21 protein-coding genes are annotated in these 21,789 nt (G+C 72.1%); 12 read left to right on the forward strand and 9 right to left on the reverse strand.

What is annotated here, in order from left to right:
* Window positions 1-105: 105 nt before the first annotated feature.
* The 3 genes from topA to BM314_RS25020 form a co-directional block, all read right to left on the reverse strand.
* Window positions 106-2,790, reverse strand: coding sequence for a type I DNA topoisomerase (gene topA / locus BM314_RS25010; RefSeq protein WP_091980962.1), 2,685 nt, complete (start codon window positions 2,788-2,790; stop codon window positions 106-108).
* Between the two features lie 300 nt (window positions 2,791-3,090).
* A complete protein-coding gene (locus tag BM314_RS25015) occupies window positions 3,091-4,050 on the reverse strand; it encodes a molybdopterin-dependent oxidoreductase (RefSeq protein ID WP_042669666.1) in 960 nt (319 codons plus the stop codon).
* The gene (locus tag BM314_RS25020) at window positions 4,047-4,907 is read right to left on the reverse strand and encodes a cytochrome b/b6 domain-containing protein (RefSeq protein WP_056531198.1); all 861 of its coding nucleotides are present in this window, start codon (window positions 4,905-4,907) and stop codon (window positions 4,047-4,049) included. The genes BM314_RS25015 and BM314_RS25020 overlap by 4 nt, the downstream gene beginning before the upstream one ends.
* Before the next feature lie 320 nt (window positions 4,908-5,227).
* On the opposite strand from BM314_RS25020, the gene BM314_RS25025 reads away from it, so the two are divergent.
* The 3 genes from BM314_RS25025 to coaA all read left to right on the forward strand — a co-directional run bounded on the left by BM314_RS25025 (window position 5,228) and on the right by coaA (window position 7,627).
* The gene (locus tag BM314_RS25025) at window positions 5,228-6,175 is read left to right on the forward strand and encodes an aspartate carbamoyltransferase catalytic subunit (RefSeq protein ID WP_042669664.1); all 948 of its coding nucleotides are present in this window, start codon (window positions 5,228-5,230) and stop codon (window positions 6,173-6,175) included.
* 142 nt (window positions 6,176-6,317) lie between these two features.
* Window positions 6,318-6,641, forward strand: coding sequence for a phosphoribosyl-ATP diphosphatase (locus BM314_RS25030; RefSeq protein WP_020095338.1), 324 nt, complete (start codon window positions 6,318-6,320; stop codon window positions 6,639-6,641).
* The gene (gene coaA, locus BM314_RS25035; RefSeq protein ID WP_020095339.1) at window positions 6,638-7,627 is read left to right on the forward strand and encodes a type I pantothenate kinase; all 990 of its coding nucleotides are present in this window, start codon (window positions 6,638-6,640) and stop codon (window positions 7,625-7,627) included. Before BM314_RS25030 ends, coaA begins: the two co-directional genes overlap by 4 nt.
* 163 nt (window positions 7,628-7,790) lie before the next feature.
* Here coaA and thpR read toward each other — a convergent pair whose 3' ends face one another.
* Both thpR and BM314_RS25045 read right to left on the reverse strand, forming a co-directional pair.
* Entirely contained in the window at window positions 7,791-8,330 is a 540-nt protein-coding gene (thpR, locus tag BM314_RS25040; protein ID WP_091980964.1) for an RNA 2',3'-cyclic phosphodiesterase, read from the reverse strand.
* Window positions 8,330-8,941 (reverse strand): arylesterase, encoded by a 612-nt coding sequence (locus BM314_RS25045; protein ID WP_020095341.1) that lies wholly within the window; start codon window positions 8,939-8,941, stop codon window positions 8,330-8,332. The genes thpR and BM314_RS25045 overlap by 1 nt, the downstream gene beginning before the upstream one ends.
* A 222-nt stretch (window positions 8,942-9,163) precedes the next feature.
* On the opposite strand from BM314_RS25045, the gene BM314_RS25050 reads away from it, so the two are divergent.
* Both BM314_RS25050 and BM314_RS25055 read left to right on the forward strand, forming a co-directional pair.
* Window positions 9,164-9,847: an ABC transporter ATP-binding protein gene (locus BM314_RS25050; protein ID WP_085986741.1), complete on the forward strand. Its 684-nt coding sequence runs from the start codon at window positions 9,164-9,166 to the stop codon at window positions 9,845-9,847.
* A complete protein-coding gene (locus BM314_RS25055; RefSeq protein ID WP_091980966.1) occupies window positions 9,847-12,423 on the forward strand; it encodes an ABC transporter permease in 2,577 nt (858 codons plus the stop codon). The genes BM314_RS25050 and BM314_RS25055 overlap by 1 nt, the downstream gene beginning before the upstream one ends.
* Window positions 12,424-12,583: 160 nt before the next feature.
* On the opposite strand, the gene BM314_RS25060 is transcribed toward BM314_RS25055, so the two are convergent.
* Window positions 12,584-12,907 carry a hypothetical protein gene (locus BM314_RS25060; RefSeq protein WP_056531185.1) on the reverse strand — a complete coding sequence of 108 codons (324 nt, stop codon included), beginning with the start codon at window positions 12,905-12,907 and terminating at the stop codon, window positions 12,584-12,586.
* Between the two features lie 161 nt (window positions 12,908-13,068).
* Here BM314_RS25060 and BM314_RS25065 point away from each other — a divergent pair, with 161 nt between their 5' ends.
* The 3 genes from BM314_RS25065 to BM314_RS25075 all read left to right on the forward strand — a co-directional run bounded on the left by BM314_RS25065 (window position 13,069) and on the right by BM314_RS25075 (window position 15,852).
* Window positions 13,069-13,656, forward strand: coding sequence for a PAS domain-containing protein (locus BM314_RS25065; protein ID WP_020095345.1), 588 nt, complete (start codon window positions 13,069-13,071; stop codon window positions 13,654-13,656).
* Window positions 13,657-14,081: 425 nt separating this feature from the next.
* Window positions 14,082-14,852, forward strand: coding sequence for a Bax inhibitor-1/YccA family protein (locus BM314_RS25070; protein WP_091980968.1), 771 nt, complete (start codon window positions 14,082-14,084; stop codon window positions 14,850-14,852).
* Window positions 14,853-14,949: 97 nt separating this feature from the next.
* The gene (locus BM314_RS25075; RefSeq protein WP_091980970.1) at window positions 14,950-15,852 is read left to right on the forward strand and encodes a dihydrodipicolinate synthase family protein; all 903 of its coding nucleotides are present in this window, start codon (window positions 14,950-14,952) and stop codon (window positions 15,850-15,852) included.
* Window positions 15,853-15,862: 10 nt separating this feature from the next.
* Here the strand turns inward: BM314_RS25075 and BM314_RS25080 are convergent, their stop codons facing one another.
* Window positions 15,863-16,237: a DUF2794 domain-containing protein gene (locus BM314_RS25080; protein WP_020095348.1), complete on the reverse strand. Its 375-nt coding sequence runs from the start codon at window positions 16,235-16,237 to the stop codon at window positions 15,863-15,865.
* Between the two features lie 345 nt (window positions 16,238-16,582).
* On the opposite strand from BM314_RS25080, the gene bluB reads away from it, so the two are divergent.
* Complete coding sequence (gene bluB / locus BM314_RS25085) at window positions 16,583-17,221, forward strand: 5,6-dimethylbenzimidazole synthase (protein WP_170868178.1); 639 nt, start codon at window positions 16,583-16,585, stop codon at window positions 17,219-17,221.
* 220 nt (window positions 17,222-17,441) lie between these two features.
* Entirely contained in the window at window positions 17,442-17,909 is a 468-nt protein-coding gene (locus BM314_RS25090) for a L,D-transpeptidase (protein ID WP_244540029.1), read from the forward strand.
* A 12-nt stretch (window positions 17,910-17,921) separates the two neighbouring features.
* Here BM314_RS25090 and BM314_RS25095 read toward each other — a convergent pair whose 3' ends face one another.
* Complete coding sequence (locus BM314_RS25095) at window positions 17,922-18,230, reverse strand: cupin domain-containing protein (protein ID WP_042669659.1); 309 nt, start codon at window positions 18,228-18,230, stop codon at window positions 17,922-17,924.
* A 239-nt stretch (window positions 18,231-18,469) separates the two neighbouring features.
* Here BM314_RS25095 and BM314_RS25100 point away from each other — a divergent pair, with 239 nt between their 5' ends.
* Window positions 18,470-19,480 carry a 2-keto-3-deoxygluconate permease gene (locus BM314_RS25100; RefSeq protein WP_020095352.1) on the forward strand — a complete coding sequence of 337 codons (1,011 nt, stop codon included), beginning with the start codon at window positions 18,470-18,472 and terminating at the stop codon, window positions 19,478-19,480.
* A 19-nt stretch (window positions 19,481-19,499) separates the two neighbouring features.
* Here the strand turns inward: BM314_RS25100 and BM314_RS31065 are convergent, their stop codons facing one another.
* Window positions 19,500-19,763: a DUF1674 domain-containing protein gene (locus BM314_RS31065; protein ID WP_056531163.1), complete on the reverse strand. Its 264-nt coding sequence runs from the start codon at window positions 19,761-19,763 to the stop codon at window positions 19,500-19,502.
* 55 nt (window positions 19,764-19,818) lie between these two features.
* On the opposite strand from BM314_RS31065, the gene BM314_RS25110 reads away from it, so the two are divergent.
* Complete coding sequence (locus BM314_RS25110) at window positions 19,819-21,198, forward strand: RsmB/NOP family class I SAM-dependent RNA methyltransferase (protein WP_170868179.1); 1,380 nt, start codon at window positions 19,819-19,821, stop codon at window positions 21,196-21,198.
* The last annotated feature ends 591 nt before the right edge of the window (window positions 21,199-21,789 follow it).

Genomic DNA, 21,789 nt, shown 5'->3' on the forward strand with positions numbered 1-21,789 from the left:
CAGTCGGCGCCACGTTCGAACGCCTCGCGATGCACTGGATTGCTTCGCTCCGCTCGCAAGGACGGGCGGGCTTGCCGGCCCGCCTCAGCCTCGTCCACGAACGCTTCAGCCCGCGCTCGACGTCTTCGCCGCCGCCTTCTTGGCCGCAGGCTTCTTCGCGGCGGTCTTCTTCGCCGCCGGCTTGTCGCCGCCCGCGGCCCGCGCCGACCCTTTCCGGACCGCCCCGCGCTTCGCCGGCTTGCCGCCGCCCGCGGCGCGCTTGGCGTTCACCAGGGCGATCGCCTCGTCGAGGGTCAGCGCCTCGGCGCTCATCGTCTTCGGCAGCGTGGCGTTGACCTCGCCGTCCGTGACGTAGGGCCCGTACTTGCCGGCCTTGACCACGAGATCGCGGCCGCTGGCCTCGTCCTTGCCGAGCGGCCGGCCCGGATCGGCGGCCGGGCGGCCGCGTCCGCCGCCCTGCTCCTTGGCGACGATCAGGTCGATGGCGCGGTTAGCCCCGATCTCCAGCACGTCGTCGTCCTTGCCGAGATTGGCGTAGGTCTTCCCGTGCTGCACGTAGGGTCCGAACCGGCCGAGATTGGCCAGGATCGGCTCGCCGGTCTCGGGGTGGCGGGCCACCTCGCGCGGCAGCGCCAGCAGGGCCAGCGCCTTGTTGAGATCCACGTCCGAGGGGCTGAGCCCCTTGGGCAGCGACGAGCGCTTCGGCTTCTCGGCGCCCTTCTCGGCGGAGGCCTCGCCGAGCTGGAGGAACGGCCCGAAGCGGCCGTCGCGCAGCGTCACCGGCAGGCCGGTCGCGGGATCGTCGCCCAGCACCCGCACGCCCGGCTGGCCGCCCTCGGCCGAGGAGCCGTCCCCGTCGCCGTCGACGCCCGAGGCCGAGAGCTGCCGGGTGTACTTGCACTCCGGGTAGTTCGAGCAGCCGATGAACGCGCCGAACTTGCCGAGCTTCAGCGACAGCTGGCCCGAGCCGCAGGTCGGGCAGGTGCGCGGGTTCGAGCCGTCGCCCTTGTCGGGGAAGATGTGCGGGCCGAGGAGGCCGTTCAGCGCCTCTAGCACGTCGGCGACGCGCAGCTCCTTGGTCTCGCCGATCGCCGCGGAGAAGTCGCGCCAGAAGTCGCGCAGCACCGCCCGCCAGTCGATCTCGGCGTTGGAGACCCGGTCGAGCTGCTCCTCGAGGCCGGCGGTGAAGTCGTACTCGACGTAGCGCCGGAAGAAGCTCTCGAGGAAGCCCGTGACGAGCCGCCCCTTGTCCTCCGGCTGCAGCCGCTTCTTCTCGATCTTGACGTATTCGCGATCCCGCAAGGTCTGGAGAACCGCGGCATAGGTCGACGGGCGGCCGATGCCGAGCTCCTCCATGCGCTTCACGAGGCTCGCCTCGGAGTAGCGCGGCGGCGGTTCGGTGAAGTGCTGGGTCGAGCTGATCCGCTCGCGGGCGAGCGGGTCGCCGGCCTTCATGGGCGGCAGGCGGCGGCTCTCCTCGTCCTCCTCGTCGTCCTTGCCCTCCTGGTAGAGGGTCAGGAAGCCGTCGAACTTCACCACCTGGCCGGTGGCGCGCAGGTCGATGGTCCGCGGTCCGACCTTGGCGGTGACGTCGACGGTGGTCCGCTCCAGTTCGGCCGATTCCATCTGGCTGGCCATGGTGCGGGTCCAGATCAGCTCGTAGAGCCGGGCCTGCTCGGGCTCGAGGTGGCGCGCCACCGTCTTGGGCAGGCGGCCCATGTCGGTGGGGCGCACCGCCTCGTGGGCCTCCTGGGCGTTCTTGGCCTTGACGCTGTACTTGCGCGGAACGTCCGGCACGTAGCGGTCGCCGAACTCCTTGCCGATCACCCGGCGGGCGTCCTGGATCGCCTCCGGCGCCATGTCGACGCCGTCGGTCCGCATGTAGGTGATGATGCCGACCGTCTCGCCGCCGATATCGACGCCCTCGTAGAGCCGCTGGGCGACCCGCATGGTCTGGGCCGGCGCCATCCCGAGCTTGCGGGAGGCCTCCTGCTGGAGGGTCGAAGTGGTGAAGGGCGGCTGCGGGTGGCGCTTGGCGGGCTTCGCCTCGACGCTCGCCACCTGGAAGGTCGCGAGCTCGAGGTCGCGCTTGAAGGCGGCCGCCTCCTCGCCCGTGCCGACGTCGAGGCGCTGGATCCGCTTGCCGTCGGCGCCGACGAGGCGGGCCTCGAAGGTCGCGCCGTCGGCGGTCGTCAGCGTCGCGATGAGCGTCCAGTACTCGCGCGGCTTGAACCGCTCGATCTCCATCTCGCGCTCGACCACGAGCCGGAGCGCCACGGACTGGACGCGCCCGGCCGAGCGGGCGCCCGGCAGCTTGCGCCACAGGACCGGCGAGAGGTTGAAGCCGACGAGGTAATCGAGCGCCCGGCGCGCCAGGTAGGCGTCGACCAGCGCCTGGTCGATCTCCCGCGGCTTGCGCATCGCCTGCTCGACCGACGCCTTGGTGATGGCGTTGAAGGTCACGCGCTCGACCGGGATGCCCTTGAGCGCCTTGCGGGCGGTGAGCGCCTCCAGCACGTGCCAGGAGATCGCCTCGCCCTCGCGATCCGGGTCGGTGGCGAGGATCAGCTTGTCGGCGCCCTTGACCGCCTTGGCGATCTCCGAGACCCGGCTCGCCCCGCGGTCGGCCAGCTCCCAGACCATGTGGAAGTCCTGCTCGGGATCCACCGAGCCGTCCTTGGGCGGCAGGTCGCGGATATGCCCGAAGGAGGCGATGACTTCATAGTCGCGGCCGAGATACTTATTGATCGTCTTGGCTTTGGCCGGCGACTCGACGACGACGACTTTCATTCAGACCTCTGCCCCTGACGGAGCCTGGGCGCGACGGACGAATTCTGTTCGAGATTCGCGTGGGACGTATGCCCGCCGTCGGGCCGGGGCCGCGCGCCGGGCACAAGTGGGTCACGGGCGGCGGGTTGTCAAATCGCGAGGTTGTTCGGGGGAGCCACTGCGCGGCACTTTTCGGGCCGGGTCCTGATCAGGTTCCGCGTCGCTCCACCTGTCCGGGGAAGAGGCCATGCAGGATGAAACGCGGCCCGGGCTCCAGCACGGAACTTGCCGCGTCAGCAGCTCAAAATCCCGTCAGTCGCCTCAGATCCCCGCGTACCACTCGTAGCCGCGGTCTTCCCAGTAGCCGCCGCTGCCCTGGCCGATCCCGGCGAGCGACTCCACCATCTCGACCCGCATCACGTACTTGGCCTGCTTGTAGCCGAGCTGGCGCTCGACCCGCAGCCGCAGGGGCGCGCCGTTCGAGACCGGCAGCGGCTTGCCGTTGAGGTCGTAGGCCAGGATCGTCTGCGGGTTGAAGGCGTCGTAGAGGTCGATGCTCTCGTAGTAGCGGATCGGGATCCCCGCCGGCTCGGGCTCCGGGGCCGGGCTGCCCTGGCCCCAATCGTCCTTGGGCGCGTCGGTGGCGGTGGCCGGGCCGCCCCAATCGTCGGCGGCGGCGAGCTGCACGTAAGCGTCGCGCACCGCGCCCGGATGGCTCGGGCGCCAGAGGGACGCGCCCTGGTTGCGCCCTCTGCCACCGCCCTTGGGACCGGCCTCGAACTCCAGCGTGTCGGCGCAGTGGAACACCGCGTAGCGCGCCTGCGGCTTCAGCCCGGCCTTCTTGAGCACCTCGGCGAGCGGCACGCCGCCCCATTGCCCGATGCAGCTCCAGCCCTCCACGCAATCGTGCCGGGTGATCTGGGTGCGCGACGGCAGGGCGCGCAGGTCCGCGAGGCTCAGCGACAGCGGGGTCTGGACCAGCCCGTCGACGGAGAGCTTGAAGTCCGAGAAGTTCCGCGCCGCCAGCGCCCGGTAGGCGCGGTCCGGCGGGTCGATCGTGCCGTTCGGCTTGAACCAGGGCGAGATCATCGAGGCCGGGAATTCCCGGGCCAGGGTCGTCGGCGACATCAGCAGGCGCTGGACGTATTCGTTGGCGTCCTCGCCGACCTTGAGGGTGCGCTGCCCCGTCTCGGTCCCGGCGAACTTGTCGCAGCCGGCCAGCAGCGCGGTGCCCATCAGGCCGGCGCCCGCGGTGAGGAGCTTGCGGCGGTGGAGGATCATCGCGCGGTCTCCCGGTCGCGGCCGAGGCTGAACCAGCCGGTGATCATGCCGCGCATGTTGTTGACGAGCCCGGAGACGACCACGAGCAGCACGTGGACCACCACGAACAGCACGATCAGCCCGGCGGCGATGAAGTGGACGCTGCGCGCCGATTGCCTGCCGCCGAACAGCTCGGTGAGCCACGGCCAGGCCGCGTCCATCCCGGGCGACATGGCGAGGCCGGCGAGCACCATCGCGGGCAGCAGGCCCAGCACCAGCACGAGGTAGGTCAGCTTCTGGATGACGTTGTAGCGCTTGGCCTCGGTGCCCTCGGGGAAGCGCAGGAGCAGGTGCTCCTTCACGGAGCCGCCGAAGTCGCGGATCTGGTCGCCGTCCGGGATCAGGCGGCGGCGGAGCTGGCCCGAGACCAGGCCGTAGAGCAGGTAGACCGCCCCGTTGATCACCAGCAGCCACGCGAACAGGAAATGCCAGCGCCGCCCGGTGGCGAGGTCCTGGTTGGCCGGCAGCGTCGCCCAGGACGGGAAGGCGCGCTCCACCTCGGTGCCGCCCTCCCTCGACAGGCCGAGCACGCCGGTCGTGTCGAGGGTGTGGGAACCGACCGTCACGACGCCGCGGGTCGTGCCGTCGCGGCCGGGCTCGCTGGTGATGGCGAGCGACGGATTGTCGAAGGTCGAGACCGAACCCCAGTAGAGCGCCGGGTGGGCGTTGAAGATCTGCAGGCCGCTCATCAGCAGCACCAGCAGCACCGCGGCGTTGATCCAGTGCGCCAGCCGGATGACCAGCGGGTGGCGGTAGAACCAGCGGCGCCCCTGCCGGTCGACGGTCTCGGGGGCTTCGAGGGCAGGGGAGGCGGCCAAGCGTCTGGATCCCGGGCAAGCGGCGCGGGGTCGGGAGCGTACGAATCCCGACCGTTCGGGCAGATACGTGGCGCGGGGGCGGGCGGTTACCATCCGCCGGGAAAAAGGCCGCAGCCGCCCCTCGAAGTGCGACTGCCCCGATGGGCGCGCGCCGTCGATGACGGAGCGCGACGAGCCCCATCCTGCCGCCGGACGGACAGCGTGGGCCTCGAACCCGTGACGCCCGCAGCCCCTGACGGAGCGAGCGTCATGACTGAACCGGGATGAGCGCCGAACAGCCTTGCCCCCCGGGCGCGCCGCACCTACACCCGGGCCTCATCATGACGACGCCCGCGCCCCCGGCCTTCCCGCACCGGCACCTCCTCGGCATCGAGGGCCTGACCCGGCCCGACATCGAGGGGCTGCTCGACGCCGCCGAATCCGCCGTCGACATCTCGCGGCAGGTGGAGAAGAAGCGCACGACCCTGCGGGGCCGCACGCAGATCAACCTGTTCTTCGAGCCCTCGACGCGGACGCAATCGTCCTTCGAGCTCGCCGGCAAGCGGCTCGGCGCCGACGTCATGAACATGTCGGTGGCCTCGTCCTCGGTGAAGAAGGGCGAGACCCTGATCGACACCGCCGCGACGCTCAACGCCATGCGGCCCGACATCATCGTGGTCCGTCACGAATCGGCGGGCGCCGTTCACCTGCTCGCCCGCAAGGTCGACTGCGCGGTGGTCAATGCCGGCGACGGCGCCCACGAGCACCCGACCCAGGCCCTCCTCGACGCGCTCACCATCCGCCGCAACAAGGGCCGGATCGAGGGCCTGCAGGTGGCGATCTGCGGCGACGTCCTGCACTCGCGGGTGGCGCGCTCCAACATCATCCTGCTCCAGGCCATGGGCGCGCGGGTCCGCCTGATCGCGCCCTCGACGCTGCTGCCCTCCGGGATCGAGCGCTTCGGCGTCGAGACCTTCACGGACATGCGCAAGGGCCTCGTCGGCTGCGACATCGTGATGATGCTGCGCCTCCAGCGGGAGCGCATGAACGGCTCGTTCGTGCCCTCCGTGAAGGAGTATTTCCGCTACTTCGGCCTCGACGGCGAGAAGCTGGCGCTCGCCAAGCCCGACGCCCTGGTGATGCATCCGGGGCCGATGAACCGCGGCGTCGAGATCTCCTCCGAGATCGCCGACGGGGCGCAGTCGCTGATCCGCGAGCAGGTCGAGATGGGCGTGGCCGTCCGCATGGCCGTGCTGGAGGCGCTGGCGCGGCACCTGCCGAACGGGTGAACCCAAGACAACGGGTGATCCCCAGACAAAGCCGGGCGGCCTTCACCCGCTCCGCTTGCCCGCCGAGCGGCCGTGGCGCAGTTTCCTGCCGAAATCCGGCCCTGATCTGTATAAGGGGCCGTCGCAACATGCAGATCGCTTCATGACCGCCTACACGCTCGCCGACCTCGCCGCCCTCGTGGCGAGCCGCGCCGGGACCGATCCGGCCACCTCCTACACGGCCAAGCTCCTGTCCGAGGGCCCCGCCAAGGCGGCCAAGAAGCTCGGCGAGGAGGCGGTGGAGGCGGCGATCGCGGCCGTGCAGGGCGACAAGACCGGCCTGCGGAACGAGGCCGCCGACGTGCTCTACCACCTCGTCGTGCTGCTCCGGGCGGGCGGGGTCGAGCTCGATGCCGTGATGGCGGAGCTGGAGCGTCGCACGGCCCAGAGCGGCATCGCCGAGAAGGCCGCGAGGCGCCACGCGTGAACGCGGCCGCGCTGCCGGGCTCGGTCGAGGCGATCCTCGAAGCGTCCGACCGGCTCTCGCCGTATCGCCGCTTCAGCCGCGAGGAATGGGCGCAGCTGCGCGCCGACACGCCGCTTACCCTCAACCAGGAAGACCTTGAGCGGCTGCAATCGATCAACGACCCGATCTCGGTCGAGGAAGTGGTGGCGATCTACCTGCCGCTGTCCCGTCTGCTCGCCCTGTACGTCGCGGCGACGCAGGGCCTGTTCAAGGCGACGCAGCGCTTCCTGATGGCCGAGCGCGAGACCAAGGCGCCCTACATCATCGGGCTCGCCGGGTCGGTGGCGGTGGGCAAGTCCACGACCGCCCGCATCCTGACCGCCCTGCTGGCGCGCTGGCCCAACACCCCCAAGGTCGACCTCGTCACCACCGACGGGTTCCTGCTGCCCAACGCCGAACTCGCCGCCAACGGGCTGATGGAGCGCAAGGGTTTCCCGGAGAGCTACGACACCGCCGCGCTGCTGCGCTTCCTCCACGACGTGAAGGCCGGCCACAAGCGCGTCACCGCGCCGCTCTACTCGCACCTCGTCTACGACCGGGTGCCCGGGGAGGAGCGGGTCGTGGAGAGCCCCGACATCCTGATCGTCGAGGGCCTGAACGTGCTCCAGCCGGCGCGGCTGCCGCGGGACGGGACCGCGATCCCGTTCGTGTCCGACTTCTTCGACTTCTCGATCTATCTCGACGGCCACGAGGACGACCTGCACCGCTGGTACGTCACGCGCTTCATGAAGCTGCGGCAGACGGCGTTCCGCGACCCGCGCTCGTACTTCCGGAAATACGCCGAGATCGCCGAGACCGAGGCCCTCGACATCGCCGACCGGCTCTGGACGACGATCAACCTGCCGAACCTGCGCGAGAACATCGTGCCGACCCGCCAGCGGGCGAGCCTGATCCTCACCAAGGGCGCGAGCCACCGGATCGAGAGCGTGGCGCTGCGGCGGTTGTAGGCCGGTTCGGGCCGATCGCGCGATCGGCCCGCATGAAGACCGAACCTCCGTCATCACGAGCGACGCGAAGTGACCCAGGGCAGCGCGACGTTCGGGGCGATGTCGCCGACTCTGGATTGCTTCGCTTCGCTCGCAAGGACGTGAACGACCGAGCCCAGGCGCATCACGCGAACGGGAACTCCGCCTCCGCCACGTACGGACCGCCGCCGGTCGAGTCCCGCGCCGAGAACAGCGTCACCCTCTCCGACGTGTAAATCAGCGGCGCGAAGACCGGCGCCTGCGACAGGTACATCGCCGCCGCCTCCGGCGTGGCGTCGCGCCGGAGGCGCGCCAGGGTCACGTGCGGGGTGAATTTCCGCCGCTCCGGCTCGACCCCGGCCCGGCGCACGAGCCGCTCCTGCTCGGCCTGGAGATCCGTCAGCTCCGCCTCCGGCACCACCGAGGCGTAGAGCGCCCGCGGCCTGTCGCCGCCGAAGATGCCGAGGCCGTCGAGCGTCACCGTCAGGGCCGGGCGGACCCGCATCTCGGACAGCGCCTCCACCACGTCGTCGGCCGTGGTCGCGTCGACGTCGCCGATGAACCGCAGGGTCACGTGGAAGTCGCCGGGCTCGATCCAGCGGGCCCCGGGCAGGCCGCCCTGCCAGGCCCTGAGCGCGTCGGCGATCGCGGGCGGCACCGCGAGGCCGGTGAACAGGCGCGGCACTACCGCGACGCCCCCTGCCGGAGGCCCCCCAGGAAACCCTCCACCGTCGGCAGCATGCGGGAAGCGATGGTCTCCACGCCCTGCCGGTTCGGGTGGATCATGTCGTCGAGGTGCTGCGCCCGGTCGCCGATGATCCCGTCGAGGAAGAACGGGTAGAGGGTCAGGCCGTAGCGCTTGGCGAGCGCCGGGTAGATCGCGTCGAACCGGGCCTTGTAGTCGGGTCCGAGATTGGGCGCGGCCTGCATGCCGGCGAGCAGGACCGGGATGCCCCGCGCCTTCAGCCGCTCGATGATCGCCGAGAGCGCGCCCTCGGTGACCTTCGGGTCGGTGCCGCGCAGCATGTCGTTGGCACCGAGTTCCAGGATCACGCCCGCGGTCCCGTCCGGGACGGACCAGTCGACCCGGTCGAGGCCGCCCGTGGCGGTGTCGCCGGAGACGCCGGCATTGGCGACCGTCACGTCCGCGCCCCTGGCCTTGAGCAGGCGCTCCAGCACGGTCGGGAAGGCGGCGTCGGCCGGGAGTTTGTAGCCCGCGGTCAGGCTGTCGCCGAGGGCGACGAGCTTGACCGGCTCGCCGGGCGCGGCCCGCGCTCCCGGCGCGACGGCTGTCATGAAAGGGACCATCAGGAGCGCTAGCGCTGCGGCATACAGGGCCGTGCGCCGGAACACAGCGCGCGCGTCATGGCGCGGCCCCAATGCCGAACCCATATCGCGGTGCACCCGCGGCCCGTAGAGCCAAGATCGAAGCCGAAGGGATCGACCCCACGTGAGGACCTCGCGCGCCATGCTCGTCATCGCCCACAGATCGGCTCACCGGTGAGCCAAGGCAAGGTGCTGCGCGAGCCCGCGATCGCGCTGTCGGACATCGATCTCAGCCTCGGCCGCGGCGCCGCCCGCGTCCACGTCCTGCGCGGCATCTCGCTGAATGTCGACCGCGGCGAGGCGGTCGGCCTCGTCGGCCCGTCCGGCTCCGGCAAGTCGACGCTGCTGATGGTGATGGCCGGGCTGGAGCGGCCCGATTCCGGCGGCGTCGTCATCGAGGACACCGACCTCGTCCGCCTCGACGAGGACGCGCTGGCGCGGTTCCGCGGGCGCCGGATCGGCATCGTGTTCCAGGCCTTCCACCTCGTGCCGACCATGACGGCGCTCGAGAACGTGGCCCTTCCGCTCGAACTCGCCGACCGGCCCGGCGCCCTGGAGCGGGCCCGCGCCGAGCTGGAGGCGGTCGGCCTCGGGCACCGGCTGCACCATTACCCGGCGCAGCTCTCCGGCGGCGAGCAGCAGCGCGTCGCCATCGCCCGGGCGGTCGCCCCCGACCCCGCGATCCTGGTCGCCGACGAGCCCACCGGCAACCTCGACGAGGCCACCGGCCGCCAGATCGTCGACCTGCTGTTCCGGCTGAAACGGGACCGCGGCGCGACACTGGTCCTCGTCACCCACGACAACGGCCTCGCTCGCCTGTGCGACCGCACCGTGCGCCTGCGCTCGGGGCGGATCGAGGAGGCGGTGACCGCCTGATGCACGGCACGATCACCCGCCCCGACCCCGCGCCCCGCCGGATCCCGCTCACCCTGCGCCTCGCGCTGCGCGAGTTGCGGGCCGGGCTCGACGGCTTCGCGGTGTTCCTCGCCTGCATCGCGCTGGGCGTCATGGCCATCGCGGGCGTGGCGTCGATCTCGCGCTCGCTGTCCGACGGGCTGGGCCGGGAGGGCCGGCGCATCCTCGGCGGCGACCTCGCCTTCAACCTCATCAACCGCGAGGCGACCGACGCGGAGAGGCAGGCGCTGGCGGGCGAAGGCCGCCTCGACATCGTCGCCTCCCTGCGGGCCATGGCGGTGGCGGGCAGCGGCGACGCGGCCCTGGTCGAGCTGAAGGCCGTCGACCCCGCCACTTATCCGACCGCCGGCGACCTCGCGACCGACCCGCCGGGCCGCCTCGCCGACCTGCTGGCGGAGCGCGACGGGGTGCCGGGGGCGCTCGCCGACCCGGCCCTGCTCACCCGCCTCGACGTCAAGGTCGGCGACCGGATCGCGCTCGCCGGGCACGACGTGGCGATCCGCGGTACCATCGTGTCCGAGCCCGACAAGATCGCCGGCGGCATCGGCTTCGGTCCGCGGCTGATGGTCTCCGAGCCGACGCTCCGCGCCACCGGCCTCGTCCAGCCCGGCAGCCTCAACCGCTGGAGCTACCGCCTCGTCCTGCCGCCCGGCACGCCGGACGCCGACCTCGACGCGGCGCAGGCCCGGATCCGCGCCGCCACCCCCGAGGCCGGCTGGGAGATCCGCTCGCGCACCAACGCCGACCCGCGCTTCGCCAAGAGCATCGAGCGCTTCACGCAGTTCCTGACCCTGGTGGGACTCACCGCGCTGATCGTCGGCGGCGTCGGGGTCGGCAACGCCGTCCACGCCTTCGTGGAGCGCAAGCGGCCCTCGATCGCGACGCTCAAGAGCGTCGGCGCGCCGGGCTCGCAGGTGGTCGCCCTGTACCTGACGCAGGTGATGCTGATCGCCGGCCTCGGCACCCTGATCGGCCTCGCGATCGGCGCGAGCCTGCCCTTCCTCCTCGACGCCCTGTTCTCCGCCGACCTGCCGCTGCCGCTGAACCCGACGCTCGCCCCCGGGGAGCTGGCGCTCGCGGCCGCCTACGGGCTGATCACGGCCTTCGCGTTCGCGATCACGCCGCTCGGCCGCGCCCACGACGTGCCGGTCTCCGGGCTGTTCCGCGACACGGTCGACCCGGCCCGCGTCAGCCCGCGCTGGCGCTACCGGATCTGGCTCGCCGTCAGCCTCGCGGCCCTGGTCGGCCTGTCGGTGGCGACCGCCTTCGACCGGCGCGTCGCGCTGATCTTCATCGCGGCCGCAGCCATCGCGTTCGGCCTGCTGCATGGGGTGGCGCTCGGCCTGATGGCGCTCGCCCGCCGCCTGCCGCACCCGCGCTGGCCGGCGCCCCGGATGGCGCTCGCCAACCTGCACCGGCCCGGCGCCCTGACGCCCGCCATCGTCCTGTCGCTCGGCCTCGGCGTGACGCTCCTCGTGACGCTCAGCCTGATCGACGCCAATGTCCGCCGCACGATCAGCGCGACCCTGCCGGCCCGGGCGCCGAATCTCTTCTTCCTGGACATACCCTCGCGGGACGCCGCCCAGTTCCGGGAGTTCCTGGCGCGCTCGGCCCCGAGCGGGAAGATCGAGGACGTGCCGATGATGCGCGGCCGGATCGTCGCCCTGAACGGCGTGCCGGCGAGCAAGATCCGCCCCCCGGAAGACGCCGCCTGGGTGCTCGACGGCGACCGGGGCATCACCTACGCCGACACGGTGCCGGACGGCTCCAGCCTCACCGAGGGCGCGTGGTGGAGCCCGGAGCAGGGCGCGAAGCCGCTGGTCTCCTTCGAGGCCGACCTCGCCCGCCAGCTCGGCCTGAAGCTCGGCGACACCGTGACGGTGAACGTGCTCGGGCGCGACCTCACCGCGACGATCTTCAACCTGCGCCGGGTGGAGTGGCGCAACCTCGGCATCAACTTCGTGATGGTGTTCTCGCCGGGCACCTTCCGGGGGGCGCCGCATTCCGACCTCGCGACGCTGACCCTGCCCGGCGGCACCGACGCTTCCGCCGAGAACCGCATCCTGCGCGACGTCGCCAAGACCTTCCCGTCGGTGAGCGCCGTGCGGGTGAAGGACGCCCTGGACGCCATCGGCGACCTCGTCGGCCGGCTGGTCCTGGCGATCCGGGGGGCGAGCGCCGTGGCGGTGCTGGCGAGCCTGTTCGTGCTGGCCGGCGCCATCGCGGCCGGGCACCGGGCGCGGCTCTACGACGCCGTCGTGCTCAAGGTGCTGGGCGCGAGCCGGGCGCGCCTGCTCACCGCCTACGCCCTCGAATACGCGGCGCTGGGGCTCGCCACGGCGCTGTTCGGCCTCCTGGCCGGGACGCTCGCCGGCTGGGTGATCGTCGCCAAGGTCATGCACCTCGACTTCCGCCTCGACCTGTCGGGCGCGCTGGTCGCGGCCGTGGCCGCGGTGGCGCTGGCGATCCTCCTCGGGCTCGTCGGCACGTGGCGGATCCTGGGGCAGAAGCCGGCGCCGTATCTCCGGCAGACCTGACGGAGGCCGATCCCGCAGTCTCCGTATCCGGCTCAGCCCCGGCGGAGGCCGCGATCGAGGACGTCGAGAGCGATGGACCGCGCCCGGCCGGAGACGGCCCGGCGGGATATCGGCGCCCTCGGTCCGTGGGGGAGAGGCTTCCAACCGTCGGACCCCGCGCTCACGGGTCGCCGCGCTCCGCATTCTCCGCGGTGCGCGCGCATGCCTCGGTCGGTTCGGGGCCGACCAGAGCTTGGACCGCCTCACCGAATCGCCTCCGCGCCGCAGGATCGAGTCGGCGCAGGTGGACCCCGACCAGCATCAGCAGCCGCTCCGTCTCCCGCTCGATGGCCGGACGGTCCACAGATCCGCAGTGATCGGAACCGTAGAACGCCTCGATCGGCAAATCGAGGGACTGCGCAATCCTGTTCAGCGCGCGCGCGGCGGAAGATTCCACCTTCCGGTCAGCAATCGTCCGCAGGAATTCGAGTCCGTTCTCATCCATGGCGGCCCCTCGAATCACTCGCAACGGGGGAAAATTTCCCAACCATGACAAGAGGTGCCCCCGTGAAGGGGTATTCGCAAGTGAACTCTTTGTCATTTCGCCGGAAGATTGGTACGGAGCTAGACATTCGAGCTTCGAGCGGCCCGGGGGGACCGTCCACCATGCGAATCAACGTCATCGATGGCTACGCGGAGAACGCCGACCGTCTCCGGGCGGCTCTCGAAGCCTCGTGCGTTGTGGGAGCCTGGGAGTGGGACCACGTCCGCGGCGTGGTCGTCTACGACGCGGGCGCGGCCCGGTTGCTGACCGGCAATCCCGACCTCGCCGACCGTCCGATCAACGGGCCGATGGCTCTGGCCGCGGTGCATCCCGAGGACATGACGTGGTTGATGGACCACATGCTCCGGGCCGTCCGGTCGAGCGGGCTGGTCCTTGCCGAGTACCGCGTGTTCAAGGCGGACGGCACCGTGCGCTGGCTCCTCAGCCGGGGGCGGACCCATCGGAACGAGGACGGCGAGCCGCAGCGCTCGCACGGCATCCTGATGGACATCACCGAGATCCGCGACGGCGGCGACCGCTACGTGGTCGGCAGGCCCATGGCGGGCGGCGACCCGCTGGAGCGGGCGGCCGACCTCGCCGTCGCGCTCAAGGAGACGCTCACCGACGACATGCCCGCGGAGGTGCGGGCGGCCGCCGACCTGATGCTGCTGGGTCTGGGCCGTGCCCTGGCCCGCCGGATGACGCACTGAACCGCCCCTCCCGGGCCGCCCAGATCCCGCGCGCCGGAGAGCGGATCTCCGAGGCTGCGGACCCGCCTTGCAGGCACGAACCCGCCAGGACTTGGCGGTCCGGACCGGAGAAACCGGGGCGCACGCGGACGCACGTGGCATAAGGAAGCCGTTAAGACTTCGCGCGGGCACATCGAAACGCCTGGACGGCGGCAACCGTCAATCGAACAACCCGACGACGGAGCGGAATGCATTTTAATCCCGGCCCAGATGGACAAAAATACATCCGCCGGACACGGAAAAGCGGCCCCGGAACCGTGGCCGGGGACTTGTGTCGCGGCTTCGGGCGCAACATATTCCCGATCGAGGCGCCAGCCCGGCGCCAGAGGTCCTGCGTGGGCCTCGACCGAACACCACGCTGAGAGAGCCTCCGCAAGGAAACTCCCATGGCATTCGAGAACAGCCCCTTCCGGTACGGCGCCCAGCAGCCGACCGGCTACGCCGGCACCCAGGTCGAGGTCGATCAGGGCCTGCGCACCTTCATGCTCGGCGTCTACAACAACATGATCGTCGGGCTCGGCATCTCGGGTCTCGTCGCGCTCGGCCTGAACATGGCCTCCGTGGCGGCCTACCAGGGCACCCGCCCGGTCCTGACCCCGTTCGGTCAGACCCTCTACCTCAGCCCGCTGAAGTGGGTCCTGATGCTCGCCCCGCTCGCGTTCATCTTCGTCTTCTCCATGCGGATGGACCGGATGTCGGCTTCGTCCGCGCGGACGATGTTCTGGGCCTTCGCGGCGGTGATGGGCGCCTCGATGTCCTCGCTCCTCCTGGTGTTTACCGGGGGCAGCGTGGTGCAGGTGTTCTTCATCACGGCGGCGGCCTTCGGCTCGCTCAGCCTGTGGGGCTACACCACCCGGCGCAGCCTCTCCGGCATGGGCTCGTTCCTGATGATGGGCCTGATCGGCATCATCCTCGCGTCGCTGGTGAACATCTTCTTCGCCTCGTCGGCCCTCCAGTTCGCCATCTCGGTGCTGGGCGTGCTGATCTTCGCGGGCCTGACCGCCTACGACACCCAGAAGCTCAAGGAGATGTATCTCTACGGCGGCTTCGACGGCGAGATGGCGGCCAAGATGTCGGTGAACGGCGCCCTGACGCTCTATCTCGACTTCATCAACATGTTCCAGTTCCTGCTGAGCCTGATCGGCGACCGCCGATAAGCCAGCCCGAACAAGACGGGACGAGGGAACCCCGGCGGGACACCGCCGGGGTTTCTTTTTGCCTAGCCGCCGCGCGCGGATGCGCTAGGCTCGGGCCATGCCCGCACTCTCCGACCTCTCCGGCCTCTCCGCTTTCCCGATCACCCCGAGCGACGCAGACGGCCGCGTCGACGCGGAAGCGCTGCGCCGGTTGCTGGAGCCCCTGGCGGCCGCCGGGGTCGACTCGATCGGCCTCCTCGGCAGCACCGGGACCTACGCGTACCTGAGCCGCGAGGAGCGGCGCCGGGCGGTGGCGATCGCCGCCGAGGCCGTGGCCGGACGGGTCCCGCTCCTCGTCGGCATCGGCGCCCTGCGCACCGACGAGGCCGTCCGCCTCGCGCAGGACGCGCGGGCGGCCGGCGCGGATGCCGGGCTCCTCGCCCCCGTCTCGTACACGCCGCTCACCGAGGCGGAGGTCGAGGCGCATTTCGCGACCGTAGGGGAGGCGGGCGGCCTGCCCCTCGTCCTCTACGACAACCCCGCGACCACGCATTTCCACTTCACGCCGGCGCTGATCGGCCGGATCGCCCGCCAGCCCGGGATCGTGGCCGCCAAGTGCGCCGCGCCGGAGCCGGCGCGGGCCGCCTCCGGGATCGCGACCCTGCGGGAGGCCGTCCCGGCGGGCTTCCCCATCGGGTTCAGCGGCGACTGGAACGTCACCGAGGCGCTGATCGCCGGCGGCGCGGCGTGGTTCAGCGTGGCGGGCGGCCTGTTCCCCCGGACCTGCCTGGCGATCGTCCGGGCCGTGGCGGCGGGCGAGACCGAGCGGGCCCGCGCCCTCAACGCCGAGCTGGAGCCCCTCTGGACGCTGTTCCGGACGCATTCCAGCCTGCGGGTGGTCTACGCCCTGACCGATCTCATGGGCCTGTGCCGCGCCGAGCCGCCGCGGCCGATCCGGCCCCTGGCGCCGGAGGCGGTGGCCGAGATCGCCGCGACCGTCCGGCGCCTGTCCCTGTCCTGAGCGGGCGCCGTCAGACCGCCGCCGGTGCCGGTTCCAGCACGGCGATCACCCGGGCGAGCTCGGTGCCGCGCTTCAGGATCTGGCCGCTCGCGGCGACGACGGCGTAGGCCCCCTGGCGCCGGGCGAGCTTGGGATCCTTCTCGATGCGGTAGAGCGGCATCTCGGAGGAGCGCCGGTAGATCGAGAACACCGCCTTGTCGCGGCGAAAATCGAGGGCGTAGTCGCGCCACTCGCCCGCGGCGACCTGCCGGCCGTAGAGGTTGAAGATCGTGCGGAGCTCGTCCCGGTTGAAGGCGATCTGCGGAGGGGCCGCGCGGGCGGGGAAGGGGATGACATGGCCCGCCGCCTCGTCGGGCCTCGACCCGGCGCTCGTCCTCTCGGTCATCACGGCTCCCGTGCATCGATGCTTTGCCGGATGATGGGCCTCGCCGCCGCGGCCCGCAAGGGTCGCGCACGCCGTGTCCCGCGAGACACGCCCAAGCGACAAAAAACACGGTTTGGCCCGATTCACGCCTTTTGCAGGCCGCGTTGCGGCGCGACAACAGGCGTCGAACCTCGCCGGGTTCTGCCCGGTCGGCGACCGACACCCAGCTCCCCAGCCATCGGTCGCCGCTCGGGATCCCAGGATCCGGCACTCCGAGGTTTCGAGACCCAAGACTTCAGGCCGCCCCTCGGGCGGCCTTTTTTCCGTTTCCCGTCGGGCCGGGGTTGCGGCTATGCCAGCCGCATCATGGGCCCGCCCGCCTTCGACGCCGCCTTCCTGCACGACCTCGACGCGCTGTTCGCGTGGCGCCGCGACGTGCGCCGCTTCCGGACGGATCCGGTCGACGAGGACGCTCTGCGCGCCTGCCTCGCGGCGGCCCACCGGGCCCCCTCGGTCGGCAACAGCCGGCCCTGGCGCTTCGTGCGGGTCGCGGATCCGGGACGCCGCCGCGCGGTCGCGGAGAACTTCGCCGGCTGCAACGAAGCCGCGGCCGCGGGCTACGCGACCGATCGGGCCGCGCAGTACCGCGGCCTGAAGCTCGCCGGCCTGCGAGAGGCGCCGGTCCATCTGGCCGCCTTCTGCGACGTGGCCACCGAGACCGGCCTCGGCCTCGGCCGGGCCAGCATGCCGGAGACCCTGGCCTACTCGGTCGTGGGGGCGGTGCAGTGTTTCTGGCTCGCCGCCCGGGCCCGCGGCCTCGGCGTCGGCTGGGTCTCGATCCTGGAGCCGGAGGCGGTCACGGCGATCCTGGCCGTGCCGGAGACGTGGCGGCTCGTGGCCTATCTCTGCGTCGGCTACCCGGTGGAGGAGCATCTCGACCCGGAACTGGAGCGCCACGGCTGGCAGTCGGAGGATCGGCGCGGGAGCGAACTCCACGAGCGCTGACACGCCCGCGGAAGGAGGGCCGGGCAACCGACCGTACACCGTGGATCGTGGTTGCTCTTTTACCGTGCCCCGCGGATCCGCAGAATGACACCGCGTCAACCATAGCTTTTCTCGGAACGGTAAGCTCGGCTGGGGATTACTTGCCCGCGTCTAGTCTAGCTTTGCGAGGATCGCGGTGATGTCGGGTCGGGTGGCGGCTCTATTCGGTTTGGCCGGCGCAATGCTGGCCGGTTGTTTCCAGACGGCGCAGGCGCGCGAGATCGTCCCCTTCGCCAACGGCGTCGCGCCGGGCTCGGTGGTGATCAGCGTGTCGCAGCGCAAGCTCTACCTGGTGAACGGCGACGGCACGGCGATCCGCTATCCCGTGGCGGTGGGCCGTCCCGGCAAGCAGTGGTTCGGCATCAAGCCGATCGACGGCAAGTACGTCGCCCCCGCCTGGTCGCCCCCCGCGGAGGTGAAGCGCGACAACCCGCGGTTGCCGAACCTCATCGCGGGCGGCTCGCCGCACAATCCCATGGGGGCGGCGGCGATGACGCTCGCGGGCGGCGAGTACGCGATCCACGGCACCAACCGGCCGAACTCGGTGGGCACCTACGCGTCCTACGGCTGCATCCGGATGTACAATCAGGACGTGGTCGACCTCTACGCGCGGGTCGATGTCGGCACGCAGGTCTACATGACCCACTGAGGCCCGCCGGCCTCACCCGGCCGGCGGCGCGGTCGCCTCGACGGCCGTGAAGGTCTCCAGGATCCGGTAGGTGTGCGCGGCGCCGGCCGGCACGCAGTAGGAATCGCCCGGCGCGAGCGCCACGGTCTCGCCCTCCAGCACGAGCTCGGCCCGGCCGCTGATGACGTAGCCGACCGTCTCGTGCGCCGAGGTGGTCATCGGCTTGTCGGCGTTGGGCTCCTCGGCCCGCCACATCCGCATGCCGAGCCGCTCGCCGCGGGCGAGGTGGATCTCGCCGTGCGGGCCCGCGGCCGCGCTCCGGGCCGATACTGTCGTCGCCATCGTCGCCTCCCTCCGGTGAACCTCGCCAACGGGGCCCGGCGCCCGACGTTCCGCGCCCGACAGCGCGACACGTTCGGCAAGCCCCGCGCCGGGGCGCCGCTTGACGGCCCGCGCCGCGCCCCGACAGGATGACGCACCGGTCCGAGAGGCGCCCGACAGAGGCGCGGGCCGGCGCGGCGTCCGCGATCCCGCCCGGGTCCGGCGCGTCGGCGGACGACCCGGATCGGGAGGGACGCGCCATGCAGATCAAGGCGGCGATCGACAGGATTCCCGGCGGCCTGATGCTGGTGCCGCTCCTGCTCGGGGCCCTGTGCAAGACCTTCGCGCCGGGCGCCCCGGCCTATTTCAAGGGCTTCACGCAGGGGATCATGACCGGCGTGATCCCGATCCTGGCGGTCTGGTTCTTCTGCATGGGCGCCTCGGTCAGCCTGAAGGCAACCGGCACGGTGCTGCGCAAGTCCGGCACGCTGGTGGCGACCAAGCTCGTCGCCGCCTGGGCGATCGTGCTGGTGGCCGGGCTGTTCATCCCGCCCGAGGGCATCCAGACCGGCTTCTTCGCCGGCCTGTCGATCCTGGCGATCGTCTGCGCCATGGATATGACCAATGGCGGCCTCTACGCCTCGCTGATGCAGACCTACGGCAGCCGCGAGGAGGCCGGCGCCTTCATCCTGACCTCGATCGAGTCCGGCCCGCTGATGAGCATGATCATCCTCGGCGCCTCCGGGGCGGCGCATTTCGAGCCGCAGATCTTCGTGGGCGCGGTGCTGCCCTTCCTGGTCGGCTTCGCCCTCGGCAACCTCGACCCGAAGCTCCGGGCCCTGTTCGCGCCCGGCGGCCAGCTGATGATCCCGTTCTTCGCCTTCGCGCTGGGGAACACGGTCGACCTCAACAACCTGCTCTCGCCGCTCGCGGGGCTCGGCATCGTGCTGGCGCTCGCGGTGATCGTCCTGACCGGCATCCCGCTGATCCTGGCCGACCGGGCGATCGGGGGCGGGACCGGCACGGCCGGCTTGGCCGCCTCCTCCACCGCCGGGGCGGCGGCCGCCAACCCGCTGGCGATCGCCGCCGTCGCCCCGCAATTCGCCCCCTCCGCGCAGACCGCCACCGTGCTGGTGACGATCTGCATCATCGTCACCTCGATCCTCGTGCCGATCCTGACCGGGCTCTGGTACCGGCGCTTCGGGGCTGGCGTGGCCGAGGCCCGGGCCGAGGAAGAGGCCGGCGCGCCGCTGGCGGTCCCGGCCGAGTAGGCGCCCCGCGTCGGGTCCCTCAGAAGTCGACCGCGAGGCCCTTCACCTCCCAGTCGTCGTAGCGGACCGGCTCCAGACCGCCGCGCCCTTGGCGCTCGGGCTTGGCGCTGATCTCGGCGGCCCGGGCGTCGATCGCCGCGCGGCGCTCGGCGGCCTCGGCGAGGGCGCGCTGCGCCGCCGGGCTGAGGATGCGGGGCGGGGCGGCGCCGTCTCCGGCCTCCGCGGCCGGGTCCTGTCGGTGCGGGTCCTGTCGGTGCAGGTCTCGTGCGGTCGGCTCTTGCATCGCGCTCGCTCGGGTGTGAGGGCGTGGGTCCGGAAACATCGGATCTGGAGCAGAAGTGGCATCGCGGGACACAGGCCGCAACACGCGGAACGCAGCGGCACCGGGCGGGACCGGTCCGGACATCGCGGGACTGGGGGCGCGCCGCGCGGCGATGCAGGCGGTCGCGGCCCTGATCGGCCAGGAGCGCCCCCCCGCCCTCGACGACGCCCTCGCCCAGGCGATCCGCGCCGAGGCGCTGGCGCCGGCCGATGCCGGGCTGGCGCGGGCCATCGCGGTGGCGACCTTCCGCCGCTACGGGCTGATCCGCGCCGCCCTGGCCGCGCGGCTCGAGCGCGGGCTCCCGGCGGCCAAGCCGCAGCTCACGGCCCTGCTGGCCACCGCGACCGCCCAGATCCTCGACCTCGCGGTCCCCGACCACGCCGCGGTCGACCTCGCCGTGCGGCTCGCCAAGGCGGATACCCGCACGGCCCATCTCGCCGGGCTCGTCAACGCGGTGCTGCGCCGGGTCGCCCGCGAGCGCGACGCGATCCTGGCCGCGGACGCCGACGCCCTGGCGGTCAACACCCCGGACTGGCTCGCCCGCCGCTGGGTCGCGGCCTACGGGCCCGAGCGCGCGGCCGCGATCGCTCGCGCCCACCTCGCGGGGGCCGCCATCGACCTGACCCCGCGGGGCGAGCCCGCCGACTGGGCCGCGCGGCTCGGCGCCGTGACCCTGCCGACCGGCTCCCTGCGCCTGCCCGAGAACGGCCCGGCCATCCCCGAGCTGCCGGGCTTCCAGGAGGGAGCGTGGTGGGTCCAGGACGCCGCCGCGGCGCTGCCGGCCCGGCTCCTGGCGCCGGGGGACGGCACCCGCGTCCTCGACCTCTGCGCGGCGCCCGGCGGCAAGACCCTGCAGCTCGCCGCCACCGGCGCCCGGGTCACGGCGGTCGATCGGTCCGCACCGCGGCTGGAGCGCCTGCGCGAGAACGTCGCGCGGCTCGGCTTCGCCGTCGACGTCGTGGTCGCCGACGCCCTCGCGCTGGAGCCGCAGGACCACGACGCCGTGCTGCTCGACGCGCCGTGCTCGGCCACCGGGACGATCCGGCGCCATCCGGACGTGGCCTGGACGAAGGCCGAGGCCGATATCGGGCGGCTCGCCGCGCTCCAGGCGAAGCTCCTCGACCACGCGGCCGGGCTGGTGCGGCCGGGCGGCCTCCTCGTCTACTGCACCTGCTCGCTGGAGCCGGAAGAGGGCGAAGCGCAGGTGGCGGCGTTCCTGGCCCGCGATCCCCGCTACGCGCGGGTGCCGGTCCGGCCCGAGGAGGTCGGCGGCGCGGCGGCGCTGATCGACGACCGCGGCGACCTGCGCACGCTGCCGTGCCACCTGCCGGAGTTGGAGGGCGCCCGCGGCGGCCTCGACGGCTTCTTCGCGAGCCGCCTCCGGCGGGCGGACTGACCGGTCGCCCGCCTCCGCCCCGTCATTCCAGGGCGCCGCAGGCGAGCTCGGAACCCGGACCCGCCGACGGCGCGTTCCCGATCGTGTTGCAAAGGCCCGGAAGACAGGAGTCTGCCGGTCGGCACAGCCGCGCCGCGACGCGATCCCTCTCCCGCACGGGAGAGGGACCCGCGCCCGACTCTCACATCGTTTCCGGGTCATGGGATCGGTTCCGCCGTCCTTGCGAGCGGAGCGAAGCAATCCAGCAGCGCGACCTTGCCGATGTTGCGCCGCCCTGGGTCGCTTCGCTGCGCTCGCGATGACGAGAGGCGCGTCGACCGCGCTGCGCCGCTCAGTTTGCCTTGACAATGTTCCTATTTTGTGCTTCCTGACCGCACCTGTCCGCGGCGGCCCGGGAGCGATCCCGGGCCGTCCTTCGGGGGCCCGCCCGGTGGCTGACCGTGCGGGTCCGGGGACGGGGCGGCGCCCGCGTCGGTGGCTCTCAGCCGCCATCGCCCCGGGCGACGGACCGGTGCGGGGCGTGCCTCGGATGCGGGCGTGAGACCGGGCGGCACTCTGCCCGGCGGGGTGAGGAAATGCCCCCGCGCCGAC

The sequence above is a fragment of the Methylobacterium sp. 13MFTsu3.1M2 genome (assembly GCF_900112625.1).
In the GTDB taxonomy this organism is placed as follows: Bacteria; Pseudomonadota; Alphaproteobacteria; order Rhizobiales; family Beijerinckiaceae; genus Methylobacterium.

Bases quoted from the DNA above. Each gene is read 5' to 3' on its own strand.
- BM314_RS25055 (WP_091980966.1), top strand. From the start codon at position 9,847: ATGCACGGCACGATCACCCGCCCCGACCCCGCGCCCCGCCGGATCCCG.
- BM314_RS25015 (WP_042669666.1), bottom strand. From the start codon at position 4,050: ATGATCCTCCACCGCCGCAAGCTCCTCACCGCGGGCGCCGGCCTGATG.
- bluB (WP_170868178.1), top strand. From the start codon at position 16,583: ATGGGCCCGCCCGCCTTCGACGCCGCCTTCCTGCACGACCTCGACGCG.
- BM314_RS25060 (WP_056531185.1), bottom strand. From the start codon at position 12,907: ATGGATGAGAACGGACTCGAATTCCTGCGGACGATTGCTGACCGGAAG.
- BM314_RS25100 (WP_020095352.1), top strand. From the start codon at position 18,470: ATGCAGATCAAGGCGGCGATCGACAGGATTCCCGGCGGCCTGATGCTG.
- BM314_RS25065 (WP_020095345.1), top strand. From the start codon at position 13,069: ATGCGAATCAACGTCATCGATGGCTACGCGGAGAACGCCGACCGTCTC.
- BM314_RS25090 (WP_244540029.1), top strand. From the start codon at position 17,442: ATGCTGGCCGGTTGTTTCCAGACGGCGCAGGCGCGCGAGATCGTCCCC.
- BM314_RS25045 (WP_020095341.1), bottom strand. From the start codon at position 8,941: ATGACAGCCGTCGCGCCGGGAGCGCGGGCCGCGCCCGGCGAGCCGGTC.
- BM314_RS25095 (WP_042669659.1), bottom strand. From the start codon at position 18,230: ATGGCGACGACAGTATCGGCCCGGAGCGCGGCCGCGGGCCCGCACGGC.
- topA (WP_091980962.1), bottom strand. From the start codon at position 2,790: ATGAAAGTCGTCGTCGTCGAGTCGCCGGCCAAAGCCAAGACGATCAAT.
- BM314_RS31065 (WP_056531163.1), bottom strand. From the start codon at position 19,763: ATGCAAGAGCCGACCGCACGAGACCTGCACCGACAGGACCCGCACCGA.
- BM314_RS25075 (WP_091980970.1), top strand. From the start codon at position 14,950: ATGCCCGCACTCTCCGACCTCTCCGGCCTCTCCGCTTTCCCGATCACC.
- BM314_RS25030 (WP_020095338.1), top strand. From the start codon at position 6,318: ATGACCGCCTACACGCTCGCCGACCTCGCCGCCCTCGTGGCGAGCCGC.
- BM314_RS25080 (WP_020095348.1), bottom strand. From the start codon at position 16,237: ATGACCGAGAGGACGAGCGCCGGGTCGAGGCCCGACGAGGCGGCGGGC.
- BM314_RS25025 (WP_042669664.1), top strand. From the start codon at position 5,228: ATGACGACGCCCGCGCCCCCGGCCTTCCCGCACCGGCACCTCCTCGGC.
- BM314_RS25070 (WP_091980968.1), top strand. From the start codon at position 14,082: ATGGCATTCGAGAACAGCCCCTTCCGGTACGGCGCCCAGCAGCCGACC.